The 19,972-nt window shown below is 68.8% G+C and carries 33 protein-coding genes and 1 pseudogene; 29 read left to right on the forward strand and 5 right to left on the reverse strand.

What is annotated here, in order from left to right:
* From rpsS to rplQ, 26 genes and pseudogenes are all read left to right on the forward strand, one after another.
* Nucleotides 1-257: 30S ribosomal protein S19 (gene rpsS, locus VKN16_17780; GenBank protein HME96060.1), on the forward strand; the 257-nt coding region annotated here is incomplete at its 5' end.
* Between the two features lie 2 nt (nt 258-259).
* On the forward strand, nt 260-637 hold the full coding sequence (gene rplV / locus VKN16_17785) for a 50S ribosomal protein L22 (GenBank protein HME96061.1): 378 nt from the start codon (nt 260-262) through the stop codon (nt 635-637).
* A gap of 2 nt (nt 638-639) precedes the next feature.
* A complete protein-coding gene (gene rpsC / locus VKN16_17790) occupies nt 640-1,290 on the forward strand; it encodes a 30S ribosomal protein S3 (GenBank protein ID HME96062.1) in 651 nt (216 codons plus the stop codon).
* Between the two features lie 6 nt (nt 1,291-1,296).
* The gene (gene rplP / locus VKN16_17795) at nt 1,297-1,713 is read left to right on the forward strand and encodes a 50S ribosomal protein L16 (GenBank protein ID HME96063.1); all 417 of its coding nucleotides are present in this window, start codon (nt 1,297-1,299) and stop codon (nt 1,711-1,713) included.
* 15 nt (nt 1,714-1,728) lie between these two features.
* Nucleotides 1,729-1,935 carry a 50S ribosomal protein L29 gene (gene rpmC, locus VKN16_17800; GenBank protein HME96064.1) on the forward strand — a complete coding sequence of 69 codons (207 nt, stop codon included), beginning with the start codon at nt 1,729-1,731 and terminating at the stop codon, nt 1,933-1,935.
* Nucleotides 1,936-1,955: 20 nt separating this feature from the next.
* Nucleotides 1,956-2,204, forward strand: coding sequence for a 30S ribosomal protein S17 (rpsQ, locus tag VKN16_17805; protein HME96065.1), 249 nt, complete (start codon nt 1,956-1,958; stop codon nt 2,202-2,204).
* Nucleotides 2,201-2,569: a 50S ribosomal protein L14 gene (rplN, locus tag VKN16_17810; GenBank protein HME96066.1), complete on the forward strand. Its 369-nt coding sequence runs from the start codon at nt 2,201-2,203 to the stop codon at nt 2,567-2,569. The genes rpsQ and rplN overlap by 4 nt, the downstream gene beginning before the upstream one ends.
* 8 nt (nt 2,570-2,577) lie before the next feature.
* A complete protein-coding gene (gene rplX / locus VKN16_17815; protein HME96067.1) occupies nt 2,578-2,904 on the forward strand; it encodes a 50S ribosomal protein L24 in 327 nt (108 codons plus the stop codon).
* A gap of 184 nt (nt 2,905-3,088) precedes the next feature.
* Entirely contained in the window at nt 3,089-3,622 is a 534-nt protein-coding gene (gene rplE, locus VKN16_17820) for a 50S ribosomal protein L5 (GenBank protein HME96068.1), read from the forward strand.
* Complete coding sequence (locus VKN16_17825; protein HME96069.1) at nt 3,623-3,808, forward strand: type Z 30S ribosomal protein S14; 186 nt, start codon at nt 3,623-3,625, stop codon at nt 3,806-3,808.
* Nucleotides 3,809-3,812: 4 nt separating this feature from the next.
* Nucleotides 3,813-4,208, forward strand: coding sequence for a 30S ribosomal protein S8 (gene rpsH / locus VKN16_17830; GenBank protein ID HME96070.1), 396 nt, complete (start codon nt 3,813-3,815; stop codon nt 4,206-4,208).
* Between the two features lie 12 nt (nt 4,209-4,220).
* Complete coding sequence (rplF, locus tag VKN16_17835; protein HME96071.1) at nt 4,221-4,763, forward strand: 50S ribosomal protein L6; 543 nt, start codon at nt 4,221-4,223, stop codon at nt 4,761-4,763.
* A complete protein-coding gene (gene rplR / locus VKN16_17840; GenBank protein HME96072.1) occupies nt 4,763-5,128 on the forward strand; it encodes a 50S ribosomal protein L18 in 366 nt (121 codons plus the stop codon). The genes rplF and rplR overlap by 1 nt, the downstream gene beginning before the upstream one ends.
* 13 nt (nt 5,129-5,141) lie before the next feature.
* On the forward strand, nt 5,142-5,678 hold the full coding sequence (gene rpsE, locus VKN16_17845) for a 30S ribosomal protein S5 (GenBank protein ID HME96073.1): 537 nt from the start codon (nt 5,142-5,144) through the stop codon (nt 5,676-5,678).
* Nucleotides 5,662-5,838, forward strand: a pseudogene (gene rpmD, locus VKN16_17850) (50S ribosomal protein L30). Before rpsE ends, rpmD begins: the two are co-directional and overlap by 17 nt.
* A 50-nt stretch (nt 5,839-5,888) precedes the next feature.
* A complete protein-coding gene (rplO, locus tag VKN16_17855; GenBank protein HME96074.1) occupies nt 5,889-6,371 on the forward strand; it encodes a 50S ribosomal protein L15 in 483 nt (160 codons plus the stop codon).
* On the forward strand, nt 6,368-7,678 hold the full coding sequence (secY, locus tag VKN16_17860) for a preprotein translocase subunit SecY (GenBank protein HME96075.1): 1,311 nt from the start codon (nt 6,368-6,370) through the stop codon (nt 7,676-7,678). The genes rplO and secY overlap by 4 nt, the downstream gene beginning before the upstream one ends.
* A complete protein-coding gene (locus tag VKN16_17865) occupies nt 7,675-8,337 on the forward strand; it encodes an adenylate kinase (protein HME96076.1) in 663 nt (220 codons plus the stop codon). The genes secY and VKN16_17865 overlap by 4 nt, the downstream gene beginning before the upstream one ends.
* Nucleotides 8,334-9,095 carry a type I methionyl aminopeptidase gene (map, locus tag VKN16_17870; GenBank protein HME96077.1) on the forward strand — a complete coding sequence of 254 codons (762 nt, stop codon included), beginning with the start codon at nt 8,334-8,336 and terminating at the stop codon, nt 9,093-9,095. The genes VKN16_17865 and map overlap by 4 nt, the downstream gene beginning before the upstream one ends.
* Before the next feature lie 15 nt (nt 9,096-9,110).
* Nucleotides 9,111-9,329: a translation initiation factor IF-1 gene (infA, locus tag VKN16_17875; GenBank protein ID HME96078.1), complete on the forward strand. Its 219-nt coding sequence runs from the start codon at nt 9,111-9,113 to the stop codon at nt 9,327-9,329.
* A gap of 111 nt (nt 9,330-9,440) precedes the next feature.
* A complete protein-coding gene (rpmJ, locus tag VKN16_17880; protein ID HME96079.1) occupies nt 9,441-9,554 on the forward strand; it encodes a 50S ribosomal protein L36 in 114 nt (37 codons plus the stop codon).
* Between the two features lie 8 nt (nt 9,555-9,562).
* Nucleotides 9,563-9,967, forward strand: coding sequence for a 30S ribosomal protein S13 (gene rpsM / locus VKN16_17885; protein HME96080.1), 405 nt, complete (start codon nt 9,563-9,565; stop codon nt 9,965-9,967).
* A 12-nt stretch (nt 9,968-9,979) separates the two neighbouring features.
* Complete coding sequence (gene rpsK / locus VKN16_17890) at nt 9,980-10,408, forward strand: 30S ribosomal protein S11 (protein HME96081.1); 429 nt, start codon at nt 9,980-9,982, stop codon at nt 10,406-10,408.
* Nucleotides 10,409-10,420: 12 nt separating this feature from the next.
* Nucleotides 10,421-11,044, forward strand: coding sequence for a 30S ribosomal protein S4 (gene rpsD, locus VKN16_17895; GenBank protein ID HME96082.1), 624 nt, complete (start codon nt 10,421-10,423; stop codon nt 11,042-11,044).
* A 28-nt stretch (nt 11,045-11,072) separates the two neighbouring features.
* Nucleotides 11,073-12,059, forward strand: a complete 987-nt coding sequence (locus VKN16_17900; protein ID HME96083.1) for a DNA-directed RNA polymerase subunit alpha — start codon at nt 11,073-11,075, stop codon at nt 12,057-12,059.
* Nucleotides 12,056-12,553: a 50S ribosomal protein L17 gene (gene rplQ, locus VKN16_17905; protein ID HME96084.1), complete on the forward strand. Its 498-nt coding sequence runs from the start codon at nt 12,056-12,058 to the stop codon at nt 12,551-12,553. Before VKN16_17900 ends, rplQ begins: the two co-directional genes overlap by 4 nt.
* Nucleotides 12,554-12,599: 46 nt before the next feature.
* Here rplQ and VKN16_17910 read toward each other — a convergent pair whose 3' ends face one another.
* From VKN16_17910 to trxA, 5 genes are all read right to left on the reverse strand, one after another.
* The gene (locus VKN16_17910; protein HME96085.1) at nt 12,600-13,274 is read right to left on the reverse strand and encodes a dienelactone hydrolase family protein; all 675 of its coding nucleotides are present in this window, start codon (nt 13,272-13,274) and stop codon (nt 12,600-12,602) included.
* Between the two features lie 19 nt (nt 13,275-13,293).
* Nucleotides 13,294-14,553 carry a hemolysin family protein gene (locus tag VKN16_17915; protein ID HME96086.1) on the reverse strand — a complete coding sequence of 420 codons (1,260 nt, stop codon included), beginning with the start codon at nt 14,551-14,553 and terminating at the stop codon, nt 13,294-13,296.
* Nucleotides 14,550-15,824, reverse strand: coding sequence for a hemolysin family protein (locus VKN16_17920; protein ID HME96087.1), 1,275 nt, complete (start codon nt 15,822-15,824; stop codon nt 14,550-14,552). The genes VKN16_17915 and VKN16_17920 overlap by 4 nt, the downstream gene beginning before the upstream one ends.
* Nucleotides 15,825-15,829: 5 nt before the next feature.
* Nucleotides 15,830-16,882, reverse strand: a complete 1,053-nt coding sequence (gene thiL, locus VKN16_17925) for a thiamine-phosphate kinase (protein HME96088.1) — start codon at nt 16,880-16,882, stop codon at nt 15,830-15,832.
* Between the two features lie 114 nt (nt 16,883-16,996).
* The gene (trxA, locus tag VKN16_17930) at nt 16,997-17,323 is read right to left on the reverse strand and encodes a thioredoxin (protein HME96089.1); all 327 of its coding nucleotides are present in this window, start codon (nt 17,321-17,323) and stop codon (nt 16,997-16,999) included.
* Nucleotides 17,324-17,798: 475 nt separating this feature from the next.
* Between trxA and VKN16_17935 the strand changes: the two genes are divergently transcribed.
* From VKN16_17935 to VKN16_17945, 3 genes are read left to right on the forward strand one after another with little or no spacing between them, the layout of a single operon-like run.
* Nucleotides 17,799-18,161 (forward strand): response regulator, encoded by a 363-nt coding sequence (locus tag VKN16_17935; GenBank protein ID HME96090.1) that lies wholly within the window; start codon nt 17,799-17,801, stop codon nt 18,159-18,161.
* 2 nt (nt 18,162-18,163) lie between these two features.
* Entirely contained in the window at nt 18,164-18,682 is a 519-nt protein-coding gene (locus VKN16_17940) for a chemotaxis protein CheW (GenBank protein ID HME96091.1), read from the forward strand.
* Nucleotides 18,679-19,932, forward strand: coding sequence for an ABC transporter substrate-binding protein (locus VKN16_17945; GenBank protein HME96092.1), 1,254 nt, complete (start codon nt 18,679-18,681; stop codon nt 19,930-19,932). The genes VKN16_17940 and VKN16_17945 overlap by 4 nt, the downstream gene beginning before the upstream one ends.
* Nucleotides 19,933-19,972 lie beyond the last annotated feature (40 nt).

The following is a 19,972-nucleotide window of genomic DNA, read 5'->3' on the forward strand; positions in this document are numbered from 1 at the left end:
AGCGCCTCGAGAAGCGCGTCGAGGAGCTGAACCGCGGACGCCAGAAGAAGGTGCTGAAGACCTGGGCGCGACGGTCGACGATCTCGCCCGAGTTCGTGGGCCACACCCTCGCGGTGCACAACGGCAAGAAGTTCATTCCGGTCTACATCACCGAGAACATGGTGGGACACCGGCTGGGCGAGTTCGCGCTCACCCGCACGTTCAAGGCCCACGGGCAGGCCGAGAAGGCTTCCGCCTCCCCGACCGGCAAGTCCTGATCATGCGCACGCGAGCGACCGCACGCTACATCCGGGTCCCGGCGTCCAAGGCCCGGCTCGTCCTGGACCACATCCGGGGCAAGTCGGTGGGCGAGGCGCTGGCCACGCTCCAGTACACGCCCAAGGCGGCGGGCCGGCTCATCGAGAAGGTGCTGCGCTCGGCTATCGCCAACGCGGAGCACAACCATCAGGTGCGGAACCTGGACGACCTGCGGGTCATCAAGGCGGTGGCCGACGGCGGGCCGTCGATGAAGCGGGTGTCGCCGCGGGCGATGGGCCGCGCCTACTTCATCAAGCACCGCACGAGCCATCTGACCATCGAGCTCAGCGACGAGACGGCCGCTCCGCGCGCCGCGGCGGCGCGGGGAGGCAAGAGGTAGTCATGGGCCAGAAGACGCACCCGATCGGGTTCCGGCTGGGGGCCACGCGCACGTGGAGCTCGCGGTGGTTCGCCACCAAGGGGTACGCGAACCTGCTGCACGAGGACCACAAGATCCGCCGCTTCATCAAGTCGTCGCTGTATCACGCGGGCATCTCGCGCATCGACATCGAGCGCTCGGCCAATCGCGCGCGCATCACGATCTTCACCGCCCGGCCCGGCATCATCATCGGGCGCAAGGGCGCGGAGGTCGAGAAGCTGAAGAACGAGATCCAGACGCGCACCGCCAAGGAGGTCTACCTCAACATCGAAGAGGTGGTCCATCCCGAGCTGGACGCGCAGCTGGTGGCCGAGAACGTGGCCCTGCAGCTCCAGAAGCGGGTGGCCTTCCGTCGCGCGATGAAGAAGGCGGTGACCTCCGCCCTGCGCCTGGGCGCCGACGGTATCCGGATCGCGTGCGCGGGCCGGCTGGGCGGCGCCGAGATCGCGCGCCGGGAGTGGTACCGCGACGGCCGGGTGCCGCTGCACACCATCCGCGCCGACATCGACTACGGGCTCGCGGAGGCGCACACCACCTTCGGGGCCATCGGGGTCAAGGTGTGGATCTTCAAGGGTGAGGTGCTCCCCACCCAGAAGACCGCGGCCGAGGGATAAGCCGCCATGCTGATGCCCAAGCGGGTCAAGTACCGGAAGGCCCAGCGCGGCCGGATGAAGGGCAAGGCCCAGCGCGGATCGACGCTGGCCTTCGGAGAGTTCGGGCTGAAGGCGCTCGAGCCGGGCTGGGTCACCAACCGCCAGATCGAGGCGGCGCGCGTGTCCCTGGCCCGCAGCGTCAAGCGCGGCGGGAAGATCTTCATCCGCATCTTCCCGGACAAGCCGGTGACCAAGAAGCCGGCGGAGACGCGCATGGGCAAGGGCAAGGGCAACCCGGAGTTCTGGGTGGCGGTGGTCAAGCCCGGTCGCATCCTCTACGAGATGGAGGGCGTGGACGAGCCGACGGCCCGGGAAGGGTTCCGCCTGGCCGCCCAGAAGATCGGGATCAAGACCAAGTTCGTGACCCGCGTGCGGGCCCTGTGAGGCGCTGAGGCGACCATGAAGGCGGCCAAGTGGCGTGAGATGTCCGACGAGGAGCTGGAGCAGAAAGCCCGCGAGCTCGGAGAGGAGCTCTTCAACCTGAGGTTCCAGCTCTCGATGGGCGTGGCCAAGAACCCGGCGCGGGTGGCGATCGCCCGGCGGGACCTGGCGCGGGCCCAGACCATCCTGCGAGAGCGGGCGCTGCGCATCCCGCGGACGGCGTAGAGGCGGGGGAGGACAGGACAGTGGGCGTCAAGAAGACGCGGGAAGGCGTGGTGGTCAGCGACAAGATGACCAAGACGCGCGTGGTGGTCATCGAGCGCGTGTTCCGTCATCCGCAGTACGAGCGCGTGATCACCCGGTCGAAGCGCCTCAAGGCGCACGACGAGCAGAACGCGAGCAAGGTCGGGGACCGGGTGCTGATCGAGGAGACGCGGCCGCTCTCGAAGGAGAAGCGCTGGCGGATCCTGCAGGTGCTGGCGAGCGCGTCATGATCCAGCCTCGTTCCATGCTGGACGTGGCCGACAACTCCGGCGCCAAGAAGGTCCAGTGCATCCGGGTCATGGGCGGCGCCAACAAGCGTTACGCCTCCCTGGGCGACGTGGTGGTGGTCGCGGTCAAGGAGGCGGTGCCGGACGGGACCGTGAAGAAGGGGGAGGTCGCCCGCGCGGTGGTGGTGCGCACCGTGAAGGAAGTGGGGCGCCGGGATGGCTCCTACATCCGCTTCGACCGCAACGCGGTGGTCCTCCTCAAGGCCGACGACAACCCGGTGGGCACGCGCATCTTCGGGCCGGTGGCCCGCGAGCTGCGGGACAAGCAGTTCACCAAGATCATCTCGCTCGCCCCCGAGGTCATCTAGAGGACGTCATGGCGATCGCGCACGTGCGGAAGGGCGACACGGTGATGGTGGTGGCCGGGAAGGAGCGCGGCAAGAAGGGCAAGGTGCTGCGGGTGATCCCCGAGAAGGGCCGCGTGGTGGTCGAGCGCCTCAACATGATCAAGAAGCACCAGCGGCCCACCCAGAAGGTCCGTCAGGGCGGCATCATCGAGCGCGAGGGCTCGATCCACCTCTCCAACGTGATGCTGGTGGATCCGGGTAGCGACAAGCCCACGCGGGTGGGCATGAAGGCGCTGTCCGACGGCAAGAAGGTCCGCGTGGCCAGACGGTCCGGCGAGATGCTCGACCGAGCGTGAGGACGTGATGGCAGAGCCAAAGAAATCGGACAAGGCACCGGGAGGCAAGGCGGGCGGCGGATCGGCGGGCGGCCGACCCGGCCAGGCGGGCGCGCGCCCGAAGGGCGGCGGCAAGCCGGCCCCGGCGGCGGAGCCCCAAGGGCCGGGCAAGCGGGCCAGCGTCAGCGGAGCAACTCCGCCTCGCATGCGCGACCGCTTCCGCTCCACGGTGGTGCCCGCGATGATGAAGGAGCGCGGCTACGGCAACCCCTTCCAGGTGCCGCGGCTCGAGAAGGTCGTCATCAACATGGGCGTGGGTGAGGGCAAGGAGAATCCGAAGATCCTCGACTTCGCCACCGCGGACCTGCAGGCCATCGCGGGACAGCGGCCGGTGATCACCCGGGCCAAGAAGTCCATCGCCAACTTCAAGCTGCGCGAGAACGTGCCGATCGGCTGCAAGGTCACCCTGCGCGGGCCCCGCATGTACGAGTTCCTGGATCGGCTGGTGAACGTGGCCCTGCCGCGGGTCCGGGACTTCAAGGGCGTGCCCCCCAAGGGCTTCGACGGCCGCGGCAACTACAATATGGGGCTCAAGGAGCAGGTGATCTTTCCGGAGATCGTGTACGACAAGGTCGACAAGGTGCGGGGGATGGACATTACCGTGGTGACTACCGCGCGGACAGACGAGGAGGCGAAGGCGCTCCTCACCCACCTGGGCGTGCCGTTCAGGGAGTCGTAGATGGCCAAGACCTCACTCATCATGAAGCAGCAGCGCACCCCGAAGTACAAGGTGCGCTCGCACAACCGTTGCAAGATCTGCGGCCGGCCGCGCGGCTATCTGCGCAAGTTCGAGGCCTGCCGGATCTGCTTCCGCGAGCTCGCGCTCAAGGGCGAGGTGCCCGGCGTGATCAAGGCGAGCTGGTAGGCCAATGGTCAGCGATCCGGTCGCCGATTTCCTCACGCGCATCCGTAACGCCAGCCGCGCCGAGCACGAGAAGGTCGACATCCCGTCGTCGAAGCTCAAGCTGCGCATGGCCGAGATCCTCAAGGACGAGGGGTTCATCAAGAACTTCCGGGTCATCGAGGACAACAAGCAGGGCACGCTGCGGGTCTATCTCAAGTACGGGGCGGGCAGCGAGAAGATCATCTCGGGCATCGTGCGCGTGTCGCGCCCGGGCCGGCGGATCTACGTGACCAAGGACAAGATCCCGACCATCCTGGGCGGCATGGGCGTGGCGATCCTCTCGACGTCGTCCGGCGTGATGACGGATCGTCAGGTGAAGAAGCAGCACCTGGGCGGCGAAGTCCTCGCCTACGTCTGGTAGGAGGACCCGGCCATGTCTCGAATCGGCAAGAAGCCCATCCCGGTCCCGCAAGGCGTCAAGGTCGCGGTCGAGGAGGGCATGGTCCGCGCCGAGGGCCCCAAGGGCAAGCTCAGCCAGTCGATCCCGTCGAGCCTGTCGGTGACGATGGAGTCGGACGTGCTGACGGTGGCGCGCAGCTCCGATCATCGAAATGTCCGCGCCCTGCACGGCCTGACCCGCTCGCTGCTGGCCAACATGGTGACCGGGGTCAAGGACGGCTTCGAGCGCAAGCTCGAGATCGTCGGCATCGGCTACCGCTGCCAGCTCCAGGGCAAGGCGCTGCAGCTCGCGCTCGGCTATTCGCACCCGATCGTGTTCCCGCTGCCCGAGGGGATCCAGGCCGAGGTGGACCGGCAGGTCGCCATCACCCTCCGCGGCGCCGACAAGGCGCTGCTCGGGCAGACCGCGGCCAAGCTGCGGGCCCTGCGCAAGCCGGATCCCTACAAGGGCAAGGGCATCAAGTACGCCGACGAATACATCCGCCGGAAGGTGGGCAAGAAGGCAGGGGCCAAGTAATGCTGACCGGCAAGAAGGTCGAGGGACGCAAGATCCGTCATCTGCGCATCCGCACCCGCGTTGTCGGGACCGCGGAGCGGCCGCGGCTGGCGGTGTTCCGCAGCCTGAGTCACATCTACGCGCAGGTGATCGACGACACGAGCGGACGCACGCTGGCCGCGGTGGACAGCCGTGCGCCCGACTTCCGCGCGAAGTCGAAGACGGGCGGCAACGTGGCCGCGGCCAAGGTCGTGGGCGAATTGCTGGCCGAGCGGGCGAAGGCGCGCGGGATCAAGCAGGTCGTCTTCGATCGCGGTGGCTATCAGTACCATGGGCGGGTCAAGGCCCTCGCCGAGGCGGCCCGCGCGGCCGGCCTGGCCTTCTAGGGAGGAGCATCGAGTGGCTGAGGTTCGAATCGATCCCAACGCGCTGGACCTGACCGATCGGGTGGTCGCCATCAACCGGGTGGCCAAGGTCGTCAAGGGCGGCCGGCGATTCTCCTTCACGGCTCTGGTGGTGGTGGGCGACGGTCAGGGGCACGTCGGCGTCGGGCTCGGCAAGGCGCGTGAGGTGCCCGAGGCGATCCGGAAGTCGGTGGAGCACGCCAAGAAGGACCTCGTGCAGGTGCCGCTCAAGGACACCACGATCCCGTGCGAGATCACCGGGCACTTCGGCGCCGCGCGCGTCTACCTCAAGCCCGCCGCGCAGGGCACCGGGGTCATCGCGGGCGGCGCGGTGCGGCCGGTGCTGGAAGCCGCGGGGGTGCAGGACATCCTGACCAAGACGCTCGGGACGAACAATCCGCACAACGTGCTGAAGGCCACCATGGACGCGTTCCGTCGGCTGAAGCGGCTGCAGTCGACGTACGCGGCGCGCCGCCGCTCGCTGGACGGCGACGGAGGACAGCAGGAGGCGGCCGGTGGCAAAGACGCTTAAGGTCACGCTGGTTCGGAGCATCATCGGTCTGTCTCCCACCCAGGAGGCGACCCTGAAGGCCCTCGGGCTGCGCCGGATCCGGCAGGTGGTGGAGCACGACGACACCCCGTCCATCCGGGGCATGATCCAGACCGTGCCGTTCGCGGTGCAGGTCAGCGAAGGTGACGCGGCGGCGCCGAAGAAGAAGGCCCAGCGGAGCGGAGCCAAGTCATGAGAATCGAGGATCTGAGACCGGCGCCCGGCTCCACGAAGGAGCGGAAGCGGCTGGGGCGCGGGCGGGGCTCGGGCCAGGGCAAGACCTCCGGCAAGGGCAACAAGGGTCTCAACGCGCGCTCCGGCGGTGGGGTGCGTCCCGGCTTCGAGGGCGGTCAGATGCCGCTCTACCGGCGGCTGCCCAAGCGCGGGTTCCTGCCCTACGGGGGCAAGACCGAATTCGCCATCGTCAACGTGAAGGATCTGGCCGCGCGATTCGCCAAGGGGAGCGTGGTGGATCCCGACGCGCTGGTCTCGAGCGGCCTCATCCGCAAGTCGGGGCGCCGGGCGGTCAAGGTCCTGGGTGACGGCGACGTCGCCCACGCCCTCACGGTGCGCGTCCACAAGGTGAGCGAGTCGGCCAGGCAGAAGCTCGAGGCGGCGGGGGGCCGCGTCGAGGTGCTGGCGGCCCGGACCAAGACCGCGGAGACCGCGAAGTGATCGAAGGCCTGCAGAGCTTCCAGAACATCTTCAAGGTTCCGGAGCTCAAGCGCCGCGTGCTCATCACCCTGGGCCTGCTCGCCGCCTACCGGCTCGGCGCGCACGTGCCGACTCCCGGGATCGACGCGTCCGCGCTCGCCGAGTTCTTCAACCAGGTGCAGGGCACGCTGCTCGGCATGGTCGACCTCTTCTCGGGCGGCAACCTGCGCCGGCTCACCGTGTTCGCCCTCGGGATCATGCCGTACATCTCGGCGTCGATCATCCTGCAGCTGCTCACGGTGGTGATCCCGGCGCTGGAGCGCCTGGCCAAGGAAGGCGAAGCGGGCAAGAAGAAGATCACCCAGTACACGCGCTACGGCACGATCGTGCTGTCCCTCGTGCAGTCGTTCGGGATCGCGGTGGGGCTCGAGAGCATGCGCAGCCAGACCGGCGCGGTGCTGGTGCCGGATCCGGGCTGGGGCTTTCGGCTGATCACCATGCTGACCCTGACCACCGGGACCGCCCTGATCATGTGGCTGGGCGAGCAGATCTCCGAAAAGGGGATCGGCAACGGCATCTCGCTGATCATCTTCGCGGGCATCGTGGTGCGCCTGCCCTCGGCGATCGTGTCCTCCTACACCCTGATCTCCACCGGCGAGCTCAGCCTGTTCGTGTTCCTGGGCCTGATCATCATGATGGTGCTGGTGACCGCGGCGGTGGTGGTCATGCAGGAGGGGCAGCGGAAGATCCCGGTCCAGTACGCCAAGCGGGTGGTGGGCCGGCGGATGTACGGCGGGCAGTCCACCCACATCCCGCTGCGCATCAACACCGCCGGAGTCATCCCGGTCATCTTCGCCTCCTCCCTGATCCTCTTCCCGGCCACCCTGACCCGCTTCATCCACCACCCGTGGATGCAGTACGTCTCGGAGGCGCTCTCGCCCGGGCATCTCACCTACACGGTGCTCTACTGCGCGCTGATCATCTTCTTTGCCTACTTCTACACCGCCATCGTGTTCAACCCGGTTGACCTGGCGGATAACATGAAGAAGTACGGCGGATTCATCCCGGGGGTGCGGCCGGGCAAGAAGACCGCCGAGTACATCGACAAGGTTCTGACGCGCATCACGCTGCCCGGCGCCGTCTTCCTGGCCCTGATCTCCGTGCTGCCCGATTTCCTGATCCGCTGGTTCAACACGCCGTTCTATTTCGGCGGCACCAGCCTCCTGATCGTGGTCGGCGTCGCGCTCGATACCGTGCGCCAGATGGAGTCGCACCTGCTGATGCGGAACTACGAAGGCTTCCTGCGGAAGAAGGCCAAGGGCGCATGAGCGCGCGGATCATCTTCCTCGGCGCGCCGGGCGCCGGCAAGGGCACCCAGGCCCGCCGTCTGGCCGTCGAGTCGGGCGTGCCCCAGGTCGCGACCGGCGACATGCTGCGGGAGGCGGTGGCCGCGGGCACGCCGCTCGGGCGCGAGGCGAAGCGGTACATGGACTCGGGGGCCCTGGTCCCGGATGAAGTCGTGATCGGGCTGGTGGACGAGCGGCTCGCCCGCCCGGACGCGGCGGGCGGCTACGTGCTGGACGGCTTCCCGCGCACGGTCGCCCAGGCCGAGGCCCTCGACGCGCTGCTGCACCGGCGGGGACAGGGCCTGGACCGCGTGATCTTCTTCGACGTCTCGCGCGACGAGCTGCTGCGCCGCCTGACCGGCCGTCGGATCTGCCGGCGCTGCGGGCACGCGTTCCACCTCGTGTCGGCCCCGCCGAAGGTGGCGGGCGTCTGCGACCACTGCGGAGGCGAGCTGTACCAGCGGGAGGACGACGCGGAGGGCACGGTCGGGCGCCGGCTCGACGTGTACCAGACGCAGACCGCTCCGCTGCTCGAGTACTACAAGCGGCGCGGCCTGCTCGTGCGGGTGGACGGCGAAGGGCCGATGGCCCAGGTGGCCGACTCCGTCAAGAAGGCGGTCCGGGAGCCGGTGGCCTCGTGATCCTGCTGAAGTCCGCGCGAGAGCTCTCGCACATGCGGAAGGCCGGGCGGATCCTGGCCGAGGTGAAGGACCGCCTGCGCGCCCTGGTGAAGCCCGGGCTCTCGACCAAGGAGATCGACGCGGACGTCGAGTCGTTCATCCTCTCGCAGGGGGCCGCGTCGGCGTTCAAGGGCTATCGCGGATTCCCGGCGACCGCCTGCATCTCGATCAACGAGGAAGTGGTGCACGGCATTCCGTCGTCGAAGCGGAAGCTGCGCGAAGGCGACATCGTCGGGCTCGACCTCGGGTGCGTCGTCGAGGGCTACTACGCGGATTGCGCGATCACCTTGCCGGTGGGCGCGGTGGCGCCGCGGGTCCAGGAGCTGCTGGACGTCACGCGCGAGAGCCTCGACAAGGCCATCGTGCAGTGCCGCGCCGGCAATCGCCTGGGCGACATCTCCCACGCCGTGCAGACCCACTGCGAGGGCCACGGCTTCGGGGTGGTGCGCGCGTTCGTGGGTCACGGGATCGGCCGGAACCTGCACGAGGAGCCCCAGATCCCGAACTTCGGGGACGCGGGCCGCGGGCCGATCATCAAGGCCGGGATGGTGCTCGCCATCGAGCCGATGGTGACGATGGGATCGTACGAGGTGCGCGTGCTCGAGGATCGCTGGACCGCAGTGACGGTCGATGGGAGCTGGGCCGCTCACTTCGAGGACACCATCGCGATCACCGAGAGCGGGCCCGAGGTGCTCACCCGGCTGGACCACGCGGCCTGAGGCCGCCCGGAGCTCATGGCGAAAGAGGACGCGATCGAGGTCGAGGGCACGGTGGTGGAGCCGCTGCCCAACGCGATGTTCCGGGTGGAGCTGGAGAACGGACACCGAGTGCTCGCGCACGTGTCGGGCAAGATGCGGATGAACTTCATCCGGATCCTGCCCGGCGACAAGGTGAAGGTCGAGCTGTCGCCGTACGACCTCACGCGTGGGCGCATCACCTATCGATTCAAGTAGTTCGAGTTTGGCGAGGTGCAGCCGAAGGCGAGCCGATCCGAGCTTGGGGCGCAGCCGAAGGCGAGCCGAGCGGATACATAGAGAAGCAAGGGCAAGGAAGGTAGAGAGCACATGAAAGTACGTCCGTCAATCAAGGTTCGGTGCGAGAACTGCAAGATCGTGCGCCGGCACGGCCGGGTGCGCATCATCTGCAAGAATCCGCGCCACAAGCAGCGCCAAGGATAGGAGCCCACATGGCACGCATCGCCGGAGTCGATTTGCCGCGGGAGAAGCGGGGTGAGATCGCCGTCCAGTACATCTACGGGATCGGCATCCCGTCCGCGAGGAAGATCTTCGCCGACGCGCGGGTGGATCCCAACAAGCGCGTCAAGGCGTGGACCGACGACGAGACCGGCCGCGTCCGCGACATCGTCGAGCGCGAGTTCAAGGTCGAGGGCGATCTGCGCCGCGAGGTGTCCATGAGCGTGAAGCGCCTGATGGACATCGGATGCTACCGCGGCATCCGACACCGGAAGGGCCTGCCGGTGCGCGGCCAGCGGACCCATACCAACGCGCGCACCCGCAAGGGCAAGAGCAAGGGCGTGATGGTCAAGAAGAAGCCGGTGGCCGCCGCGCCCGCGGCCCCGCCGAAGAAGTAAGGAGCCGAGCGCATGGCCGACGCCGCCGAGCAGAAGCCGGACGAGAAGGCCTCCGCTGCGCCCCGCAAGGGTGGGCGCAAGCGGGAGCGCCGCGAGGTCCGCGTGGGCATCGCCCACGTGCAGGCCACCTTCAACAACACCATCGTGACCCTGACCGACAAGATGGGCAACGTCGTGTCGTGGGCCAGCGCGGGCAGCGTGGGCTTCAAGGGCTCGCGGAAGAGCACGCCGTTCGCCGCGCAGACCGCGGCCGAGAACGCGGCGCGCAAGGCGATGGAGGTCGGCCTCAAGCAGGTGGAGGTGTTCGTGCGCGGCCCGGGGGCCGGGCGCGAGGCCGCCATCCGCTCGCTGCAAGCGGTGGGTCTCGAGATCACCGCGATCCGTGACGTGACCCCGATCCCGCACAACGGCTGCCGACCGCCCAAGCGGCGACGCGTGTAAGAGGAGACGTACGTGGCACGATATCGAGCCGCCGCCTGCCGGCAATGCCGGCGTGAAGGCATCAAGCTGTTCCTGAAGGGCTCGCGCTGCTTCACCGAGAAGTGCGCGATCGAGCGCCGGAACTATCCGCCGGGCCAGCATGGCCTGGGCCGCACCAAGCCGACCCAGTACGGCATCCAGCTGCGCGAGAAGCAGAAGGCCAAGCGCATCTACGGGGTGCTGGAGGCCCAGTTCCGTCGGTACTTCGCCTGGGCCGAGGCCGACAAGGGCGTGACCGGCGAGAACCTGCTGAAGTACCTGGAGCGGCGCCTCGACAACGTGGTCTTCCGCCTGGGCATGGCCGCCTCCCGCCGCGAGGCGCGCCAGATGATCGGGCATGGGCACGTTCAGGTGAACGGCCGGAAAGTGTCCATTCCGTCTTTCATCGTGAAGGTGGGCGAGGTGGTCCAGCTGCGGCCCACCTCCAAGATGCAGGAGCGGGTCACCGACAACCTGTCCGCGGGGCGCTCGCCGGTGCCGCCGTGGCTCGACCTGGACGTCAACGACAAGAAGGGGACGGTGCGCGGGCTTCCGCTCCGGGAGGACATCCAGATCCCGGTGCAGGAGCAGCTCATCGTCGAGCTGTTCTCGAAGTAGGCGGCCAGCCGGCCGCCGGAAGGGGCATATGGCAAGGATTCCGTTCCAGAAGCCGAAATCGATCCAGTGGGAGATCCTGTCCGATCGCTACGGACGGCTGGTGGCCGAGCCGTTCGAGAAGGGCTACGCCCTCACCGTCGGGCACTCGCTCCGGCGCACGCTGCTCGCGATCGTGCCGGGCGCGGCGGTGACCTGGGTGCGGATTCCCGGCGTCAAGGACGTCGACGCGAAGATCGGCGATGTGGAAGAGGACACCACCGACGTCCTCCTGAACGTCAAGAAGCTGGCGGTGAACGTGCCGTCCGGCGAGCCGACCGAGACCCGGCTGGAGGCGACGGGGCCGAAGCAGGTGACCGGCGCGGACGTCTCGGAGGCGGGCGGCGTGGAGGTGCTGAATCCGGAGATCCACATCGCCACGTTGCGAGCGGGCGGATCCCTCGTGGTCGATCTGGGCATCGGCGTCGGCCGCGGCTACGTCGCGGCGGACCGCCATCCCGCGGGGTCGGTGCCGGCGGGCGCGATCCCGCTCGACGCCGCGTTCTCGCCGATCCAGCGCGTCTCCTACAGCGTGGAGAACGCGCGGCTGGGCAAGGTCACCGACTACGAGAAGCTGATCCTCGAGATCTGGACCAACGGCGCGGTGTCGCCGGAGGAAGCGCTCTCGCGGGCGGCCCGTCATCTGCAGGCGCATTTCTCGCACCTGGCGCCGGAAGGCCGGGAAGAGGAAGAGGACGAGGTGGAGGCGGCCGGCGAGGGCTTCCTGCAGGAGAGCCTGGCCAAGCCGCTCGAGGACCTGCCGCTTCCCGCGCGGGCCATCAACGCGCTCAAGAATCACGAGATCCTGGTCGTGGCGGATCTCGTGCAGAAGACCGACGAGGACTTGGAGTCGGTCAAGAACCTCGGCGAGAAGTCGATCGACGAGATCAAGGCGGCGCTGGCCACTCTCGGGCTCTCCCTCGGGATGCGGATCGACCCGAATCTGCTGGGCGCGCTCGGCCGCGGAGGCGCAAAATGAGGCACGGCAAGGCCGGCTTCAAGCTCGGACGCATCACCCAGCATCGCTGGGCGCTGTTCCGGAACCTGCTGGTCGCCCTCTTTCGTCACGAGCGCATCATGACCACCGAGGCCAAGGCCAAGGCTATCCGCGGCCTCGCCGACCACATGGTGACGCTGGCCAAGCGCGAGGATCTGCACGCGCGCCGGCAAGCGCTGGCCATGATGCCCGACGAGACGGTGGTGAAGAAGCTCTTCGACACGATCGCCGCGCGCTTCACCGACCGACACGGCGGCTATACCCGGATCATCAAGGCCGGCCTGCGGCCCGGCGACCGGGCCCCCATGGTCGTGATGGAGCTGGTGGATCGGCCGGAAGAGCCGAAGGAGAAGGGGAAGAAGGACGCCAAGGCCGAGAAGGCGCCCAGGGAGAAGAGCAAGAAAGCCGGCAAGGGCGAGGCAGGGGCCGGCGCGGCCAAGGGCCGGCGGAAGAAGGCGGCGGCGGCCGCGGGATAGCCGGGCCGCCGCACTCCCCGGTCGGTGGACTACCGGGTGCTGGGCGCTATTTCAGGGTCTTCTTGAACAGGTCGAGGGTGCGGCGCCAGGCGTCCTCGGCCGCCGGCTTGTTGTAGACGTCTTCCCGCTCGTCGTTGAAGAAGCCATGGTCGACGTCGGGATAGATGTGGATCTCCACCGACTTGCCCGCCTTCTTGATGCCGGCCTCCACCTCACGCGCGGTCTGCGGCGTCACGAATGCGTCCTTCTCGGCGAAGAGGCCGAGGACCGGGCCGTTCAGGCGCGTGTAGTCGGGCTTCACGTTCGGGTGGATGCCGTAGAAGTCCACCACCGCGCCGACGCTGGCGTTGGTGCAGCCGGCGAACAGGGCGAGCTGACCGCCCATGCAGAAGCCGACGGCGCCGAGCTTGGAGGTCGAGGAGTGCCCGGCCAGGTACGTCGCGGCGCCGGCCAGGTCTTTCTCGGCGCGCTCGATGTTGAGGGCCATGAAGAGCTTGCCCGCCGCGTCCGGCTCGCTCGCGGTCTGGCCGTGATACAGATCCGGGGCGAGCGCGGAGTACCCGGCGACCGCGAAGCGATCGCAGACGTTCTTGATGTGCCCGACCAGGCCCCACCACTCCTGGATCACGAGGACGCCCGGCCCCTTGCCGGATGCGGGAATCGACAGATACCCCTTCGCGGTGTGTCCGTTGCTCGGAAACTCGACCATCTTGCCGGCCATCGCGTCTTCCTTTCTCGTTCTAGGTTCGCTCCGTGTGGTCGATCTTCTTCGGGACATCCGGGGTGATGCGCACCGCCAGCACGCGGCGGTTGTCGGCCTCGAGCACGGTGATCGCGAAGCGTCCGATGCGAAAGACCTCCCCGACCAGCGGGATGCGGTGCACGGTGGCGAGCACGAGGCCGGCCACCGTTTCGTAGTCGCCCCGGGGCAGCTCCCACTCCAGCGCCTCGTTGACCTCGTCGAGGCCGGTCCGGCCCGCGACTCGATAGCTGCCGTCGGGCAGGCGCTCGACGGTGTCCGGATTCCGGTCGTGCTCGTCGCGGATCTCGCCGACCACCTGCTCGACGATGTCCTCCACGGTGACGATGCCCACCGCGCCGCCGTATTCGTCCACCACCACCGCCAGCTGCAGCCGGTTGCGCTGCATCTCGCGCAGGAGGTCGTCGATGCGCTTCGTCTCCGGCACGTAGGCGGCCGGGCGCATGAGGGCGCGCAGGTCGCGGGCCTCCCCGCCGCGACGCAGCAGGTCCATCGCGGTGACGACGCCCACGATGTTGAAGGCGCGGTCGGTGAACACCGGGATGCGCGAGAAGCCGCGCTCCTGGATGAGCCGCACCGCGTCCGCGGGCGACGCGGTCTCGGGCAGCGCCGCCACGTCGACCAGGGGGACCATGACCTCCCGCACCGCGGTCTCCCCGAGGTCGAAGATGTTGTCGATCATCTCGGCCTCGCTGACCGTCACGTCGGCTTCCTCGGGCTCCATCTGGAGCAGCAGCTTGAGCTCCTCGCGGGAGACGAACTGTCGCGTGCTGATGGGCTGACGGCCGAACAGAGCCAGGGTGCGTCCCACGAGGGCGTTGGCCCCCCAGGTGATCGGAGTGAGCACCCGGCCGGCGGCCTCGATCACCGGAAATAGCCACAGGATGAGCCCGGTGGCCCGCTCGCGCGCGATGGCCTTGGGGATCACCTCGCCGCCCACCAGCATGAGCGGGGTGAGGCCGAGGGTGACCAGGATCGCCGCCGCGCTGCCCACCGCCGGAATCAGCGCCCACGTGGCCACCGTGGAGGCGGTGATGTGGGCGATGGTCACGCCCATCATGGCGGTGGAGAGAAGCCGCTCGGGATGACGGAACGCCTCGAGGTAGCGAGCCGCGGTGCGGTTGCCGCCTTCCGCGAGGTGCCGGAGGCGCAGCCGGTTGGCCGCGATGAACGACATCTCGGCGGCCGAGAACAGCGCGGTGATCAGCATGGCCAGGCCGATGATCCAGACGTAGATCATGAGGCCAACGTCTGCGAGGCATCCGGCAGGGTCACGAGCACCTCGAGCACCCGCGTGCGCTCGACCTTCTCCACCGCGACCCGGACACCGTCGGCTTCGGTCTTCTCGCCCTTGTGGGGGACGCGCCCGAAGAGATCGAGGACCCATCCGCCGACGGTATCGAAGGCGTCGTCCGGGATCTGCAGGCCGGTGGCGGTGTTCAGCTCGTCGATGGCCAGGCGGCCCGAAACCCGAAAGCTGCGTGGGGCGACCCGCTGGATCAGCCGTTCGTCCTCGTCGTACTCGTCCCGGATTTCGCCCACCAGCTCTTCCAGGAGGTCCTCGAGCGTGACGAGCCCGGCGGTGCCGCCGTACTCGTCGACCACCACCGCCAGATGGAGCTTCTTGGCCTGGAACTCCCGCAGCAGGGCGTCGGCCCGCTTGGAGCCCGGCACGAAGTACGGCGGATGCAGGTGCGGGCGGAGGCTGAAGTCGGCGGGGAGGCCGGACAGATAGGGGAGCAGGTCCTTGGTGTAGAGCACCCCGACGATCTGGTCCACCGTCTCCTCGTAGACCGGCACTCGCGAGTGCAGCTGCTCGCGCAGCAAGGGCAGGAGCTGGGCCGGCTCGGTGGTCACGTCCAGGCAGAACATGTCCGGCCGCGGCACCATCACCTCGCGCACGAGCGTGTCCTCCAGCTCGAAGACCTTGTGGATCATCTCGCGCTCGCTTCGCTCCACCACTCCCTCGCGGGCGCCCACGTCCACCAGCGTGCGCAGCTCCTCCTCCGAGATCTCGGGCTGGCCGCGCCGCCGCTCGGAGCCGACCAGGCGGACGGTGATCGCGGTGAAGGCGCCCAGACCCACCCGGATCGGCTTCAATGCCATCGAGAGCCAGACCACCGGCCGGCTCACCCACGAGGCGAACCGCACCGGATATTCCACCGCCAGGGTCATCGGCAGGACCTCGCCGAAGATGGTGAGCAGAAACACCATCGCGGCGATCGCGATGGCCAGGCCGTGCGAGCCGAACAGTTGCTCGGCGATGGCCGCGGCGAGGGCGGACGCTCCGATGTTGACCACCGTGATGCCGACCAGCAGGGTGACGAGCAGCTCGTGGGGCTGCTCGAGGAGCGGAGTGAGGGGGCCCGGCGTCTCGCCCTGCTGCTCGGCCAGCTCCTTGAGCCGAGTCCGGCCCAGCGAGAAGTAGGCGGCCTCGGCGCCCGACAGGATGGCCGAGAGGAGCAGCAGGATGCCCAGGACGATCAGCTCGAGGCCGACCCCGCTATCCATGCGATCTATCCGTGGAAGTGCTCGTAACCCGGCCGCATCGTCACCGGAACGTCCTCGGCATCCACGAAGACGACCTCATCGCTGGATCCATCGACCCGGCCGATGATGGTCAGCAGCGTCCCGGTCGCCTCGGCGAGCCCGGCGGCGAGGCGTTCGGCTGCTTCCGCGTCGCAGCTCAGGAGCAACTCGTAGTCCTCCCCTCCTCCCACCGCCCAGTGCCGAGCATCCTGGCCGAGCGCATCAGCCGCCACCTGCGCGGCGGCTGCGACCGGCACCCGATCCAGCCGGACCCGGGCGCCCACGCCGCTCTCTCGGCAGATGTGGCCGAGGTCGGTGGCCAGGCCGTCGGAGCAATCCATCATGGCGTGCACCCCCGGAGCCGATCCCAGCCAGCGACCCTCGGCGACGCGAGCGCGGGGACGGAGATGGGCACGCGTGATCTCGGCCAGCCGGCCCGGCGCGACTCCACGGTCGCGGGCGCGGTCGAGCCCCATCTCGAGCGCGAACAGGCCAGCGGCCGAGGCGCCCAGTGACCCGGTGACCGCGATCATGTCCCCGCTGCGGGCCTGCGAGCGAAGCCGCGGCGCGCCGGGGTGGACGCCCAGGAGGGTGACGTTGACCATCCACCCGCCGGGTGACGCCGAGGTATCGCCGCCCACTACCGTCACGTCGTGCGGAGCCGCCGCATCCTCGATGCCGGCATAGAACGCGTCCACCGCGTCCACCGTGGTATCGGCCGGCACGGCGAGGGCCACGAGTGCCCACCGCGGGATACCGCCCATTGCGGCGATGTCGGAGAGATTGACCGCGAGGGCCTTCCAGCCGATGTCGGCCGGGGCCGCAGAGGTGCGTCGGAAGTGGACGTCCTCGATCACGAGGTCGGTGGTGACCAGCAACCGGTGACCGGGGGGGACCGTCAGCACGGCCGTGTCGTCACCGATTCCGACTTCCACGTCGGAAGCCCGGGCGGCAACCCCGGTTCTCCGGATGCGGCGAATCAGGCCGCGCTCGCCCAGTCGGTCGAGGCTCACCCGTTCGGGTGGCTCCGACGCCTTCATGCGGGTGCCGGAGCGAGGGGCCGCGCGCCACGGCCGGCCAGCGCAGGACAGCCCTCGCGCGCGGGCGAGATCGGGGGCAGGTCCGGCCCCTCCGTGGGCATTGAAATCAGGCGCTCAGGCGTTCGCGTCCAGCTTCTTCTTGAGCTGCGCCTTGGGCACGGCGCCGATCACCTGATCCAGCACCTTGCCACCCTTGACGAAGAGGATCGTGGGGATGGAGCGGATGCCGTAACGGGCCGCCAGCGCGGGTTGCTCGTCCACGTTGACCTTGGCGAGGGTCACCGTGCCGTTGCCTTCTCGCACCAGCTCCTCGAGAGTGGGGGCGATGGCCCGGCAGGGGGCGCACCATTCGGCCCAGAAATCCACCATCAACAGCTCGGTGTGCTTGCCCAGTTCCGTATCGAAGCTGGCCTCGGTGAGATGAAGCGTCGACTCGGCCATGGATCCAAGGTCTCCTTGTCAGATGGTCTGCAGGACAGCTGGTGAGAGTGCCATAAAAAGCGCAGAGTCACGCTAGCATAGGGCCCCCACCATCGCAAGTTGGCGGCTGCTGCTCCCCGGCGGAAGAGCTGCCCTTTCGGCTGACAGCCGACGGTCGCCAGGTGCCCTGACCGGAGTGCAGGCCGACGGTTCCGGGCAGTGCGTCTGACAGTCAGTGTCACCCAGCCGACGTCCACCGACTGTCACGGAGCCACCCGGAGGCAAAAAGTGCGTGTCGTCGGCCGGAAAGCCTTGAATCCATGACATCTCCCGGACCGGGCCGGATGTGGTCGCCAGGACGGCAGAAAAGCCCGACTGGTAAGTGGCTTGCAGTAAGACGACCCCCCGTCCAGCGGTCGGTGGACCGCCTGGTGTACGGGCAGGTGTCGGGGGGACGATCGGTGGAACCGCAACCCGAGCCGAGGAGGTCGCTGGCGTGGGCAAGGTGATGGTGGTCGACGACGCCGTGTCGGAGTTGAAGCTGATCGAGGGCATTCTCAAGTCAGCCGGTCACCAGGTCGTGTCCTACGAGCACGGAGAACTGCTCGAGGAGAGGGTTGTCGAGGAGCGTCCCGACGTGCTGCTGCTGGACATCGTGATGCCAAAGCGCAACGGCTACGAGGTGCTCCGCGGCCTGCGTCGTGATCCCCGCACCAAGGACACTCCCGTCGTCTTCGTGAGCTCCAAGAACCAGGAGAGCGACCGGGTCTGGGGCCAGCGCCAGGGTGCCGCCGACTACCTCGCGAAGCCGTTTACCGCCGATCAGCTCCTCGGCGTCGTCCGGCAGTTCGTGAAATAGCGGTGGACACTACCCCCGGCGTCGTCCCGACCTCCGCCTCCACCGAGGCCGCTCCCGCCCTGCGGGCCTGTCTGTTCTCACTGGGCGGGTACGCCTTCGCGGTGGACGTCCGGAGCGCACGCGAGGTGGCCGTGTTCGACGAGATCACTCCGGTGCCGCGCGCCCGCCGGTGCCTGGTCGGCGTGTCCAACCTGCGAGGCGCCATCGTCCCGATCATCGACCTCCGGAGCGCGCTCGGTCTGGAGGAGGCCCCGCCCGGGCGCAGCGTGCGCACCCTCGTGGTGCGCGACGGCGCCCTGGTGGTGGCCGCGGTGGTGGACTCGGTCCTCGGGCTCGAGCCGTTCGACGCGGTCCTGCCGGCCGATACGCCGGCGGCCGCACGAGCCCGTGGCGCCTGCCCGTTCGCGACCGGCTGGATCAACTGGGCGGGCGAAGTCGTCCCGGTGCTCGACATCCCGGGGCTGCTCGCCGTGCTGCGGACCCCCGCGAGCGACGTCGCGCCCGCGCACGGGGTGGCATGAAGCGGAGAGAGTTCCTCGGCCTGACCGCGGCCGCGCTCGCGAGCCGCGTGCTTCCCGGTGCCGCGCCGGCCGCGCCGGGTGCTCCGAACGAGATCCGCATCGGCATGAGCGCGGCGTTTCGCGGGACCGCCGCCGGGCTCGGGACCGAGCTGTATCGCGGAGCCCAGGCGTACTACAGCGAGATCAATGCGCGTGGCGGTGTGCTCGGCCGGCCCATCGCGGTGGTGGCGCTCGACGACAGCTACAACCCCGAGCCGTGCATCCGGAACACCATCCAGCTCCTCGACCGCGAGAAGGTATTCTTCCTGTCCAACTACGTGGGCACGCCGACGCTGACCCGCGCCCTGCCGGTGATCAAGCAGTACGCGGATCAGCAGGTCGTCCTGGTCGGCAACTTCACCGGCGCCCAGCCGCAGCGCGAGGCGCCCTACGTCGACCAGGTCTTCAACGTGCGGGCGTCGTACCGGCAGGAGATGCTGGCCCTCGTCGATCGGTTCTGGCAGGCGGGCGCGCGCCGCTTCGGCGTCTTCTACCAGATCGACGCCTACGGCCGCAGCGGCACCGATGCAGTGGCGCGAGGCCTCGCGGCGCGGAGCGCCAAGATCACCGCGGAGGCCACCTACGTCCGGGGCGCCCGGTTCGACGACGACATGAGCGCAGCGGTGGGTGCCCTTCGCGAGGCCGGCTGCGACGTCGTCCTCTGCACCGGCGCCTATCAGGGCTGCGCCGCGTTCGTCCGATCCGCCCGCGACGCGGGCTTCGCGGTGCCGATCTCGAACGTATCCTTCGTGGGCTCCGACGCCATGCTCGCCCTGCTGATCAAGCACGGGCGGGCGATGGGCCGCGACTATACCCGCGCGCTCATCAACTCGCAGGTGGTGCCGAGCTACGACGACTCGAGCCTGCCCGGTGTCGCCGAGTACCGGACCCTGATGGACAAGCACAATCCCGCGATGCCGGAGGCGATCCGGGACGGCGGCTACACCCCGCAGCGGCACAGCTTCATCAGCCTGGAGGGGTACATCAACGCGCGGGTGATCGTCGAAGGCCTGCGACGGATGGGGGCGAATGCGAGTCGGCCGGGGTTCCGCCAGGCGCTCGAGTCGCTGCGCGGGCTCGATCTCGGGATCGGCGCGCCGCTCACCTTCACGTCCGACCGTCATCAGGGCCTCGACAGCGTCTACTTCACGCGGGTGGACGGCGAGCGGTGGGTGCCGGTGGCGGACTGGTCGGCGGCGGTGAAGGCCTAGGTCTCCATGGACGGCGTGAAGCGGATGTGGAGGAGACACG

This window comes from Candidatus Methylomirabilota bacterium, assembly GCA_035315345.1.
In the GTDB taxonomy this organism is placed as follows: Bacteria; Methylomirabilota; Methylomirabilia; order Rokubacteriales; family CSP1-6; genus CAMLFJ01.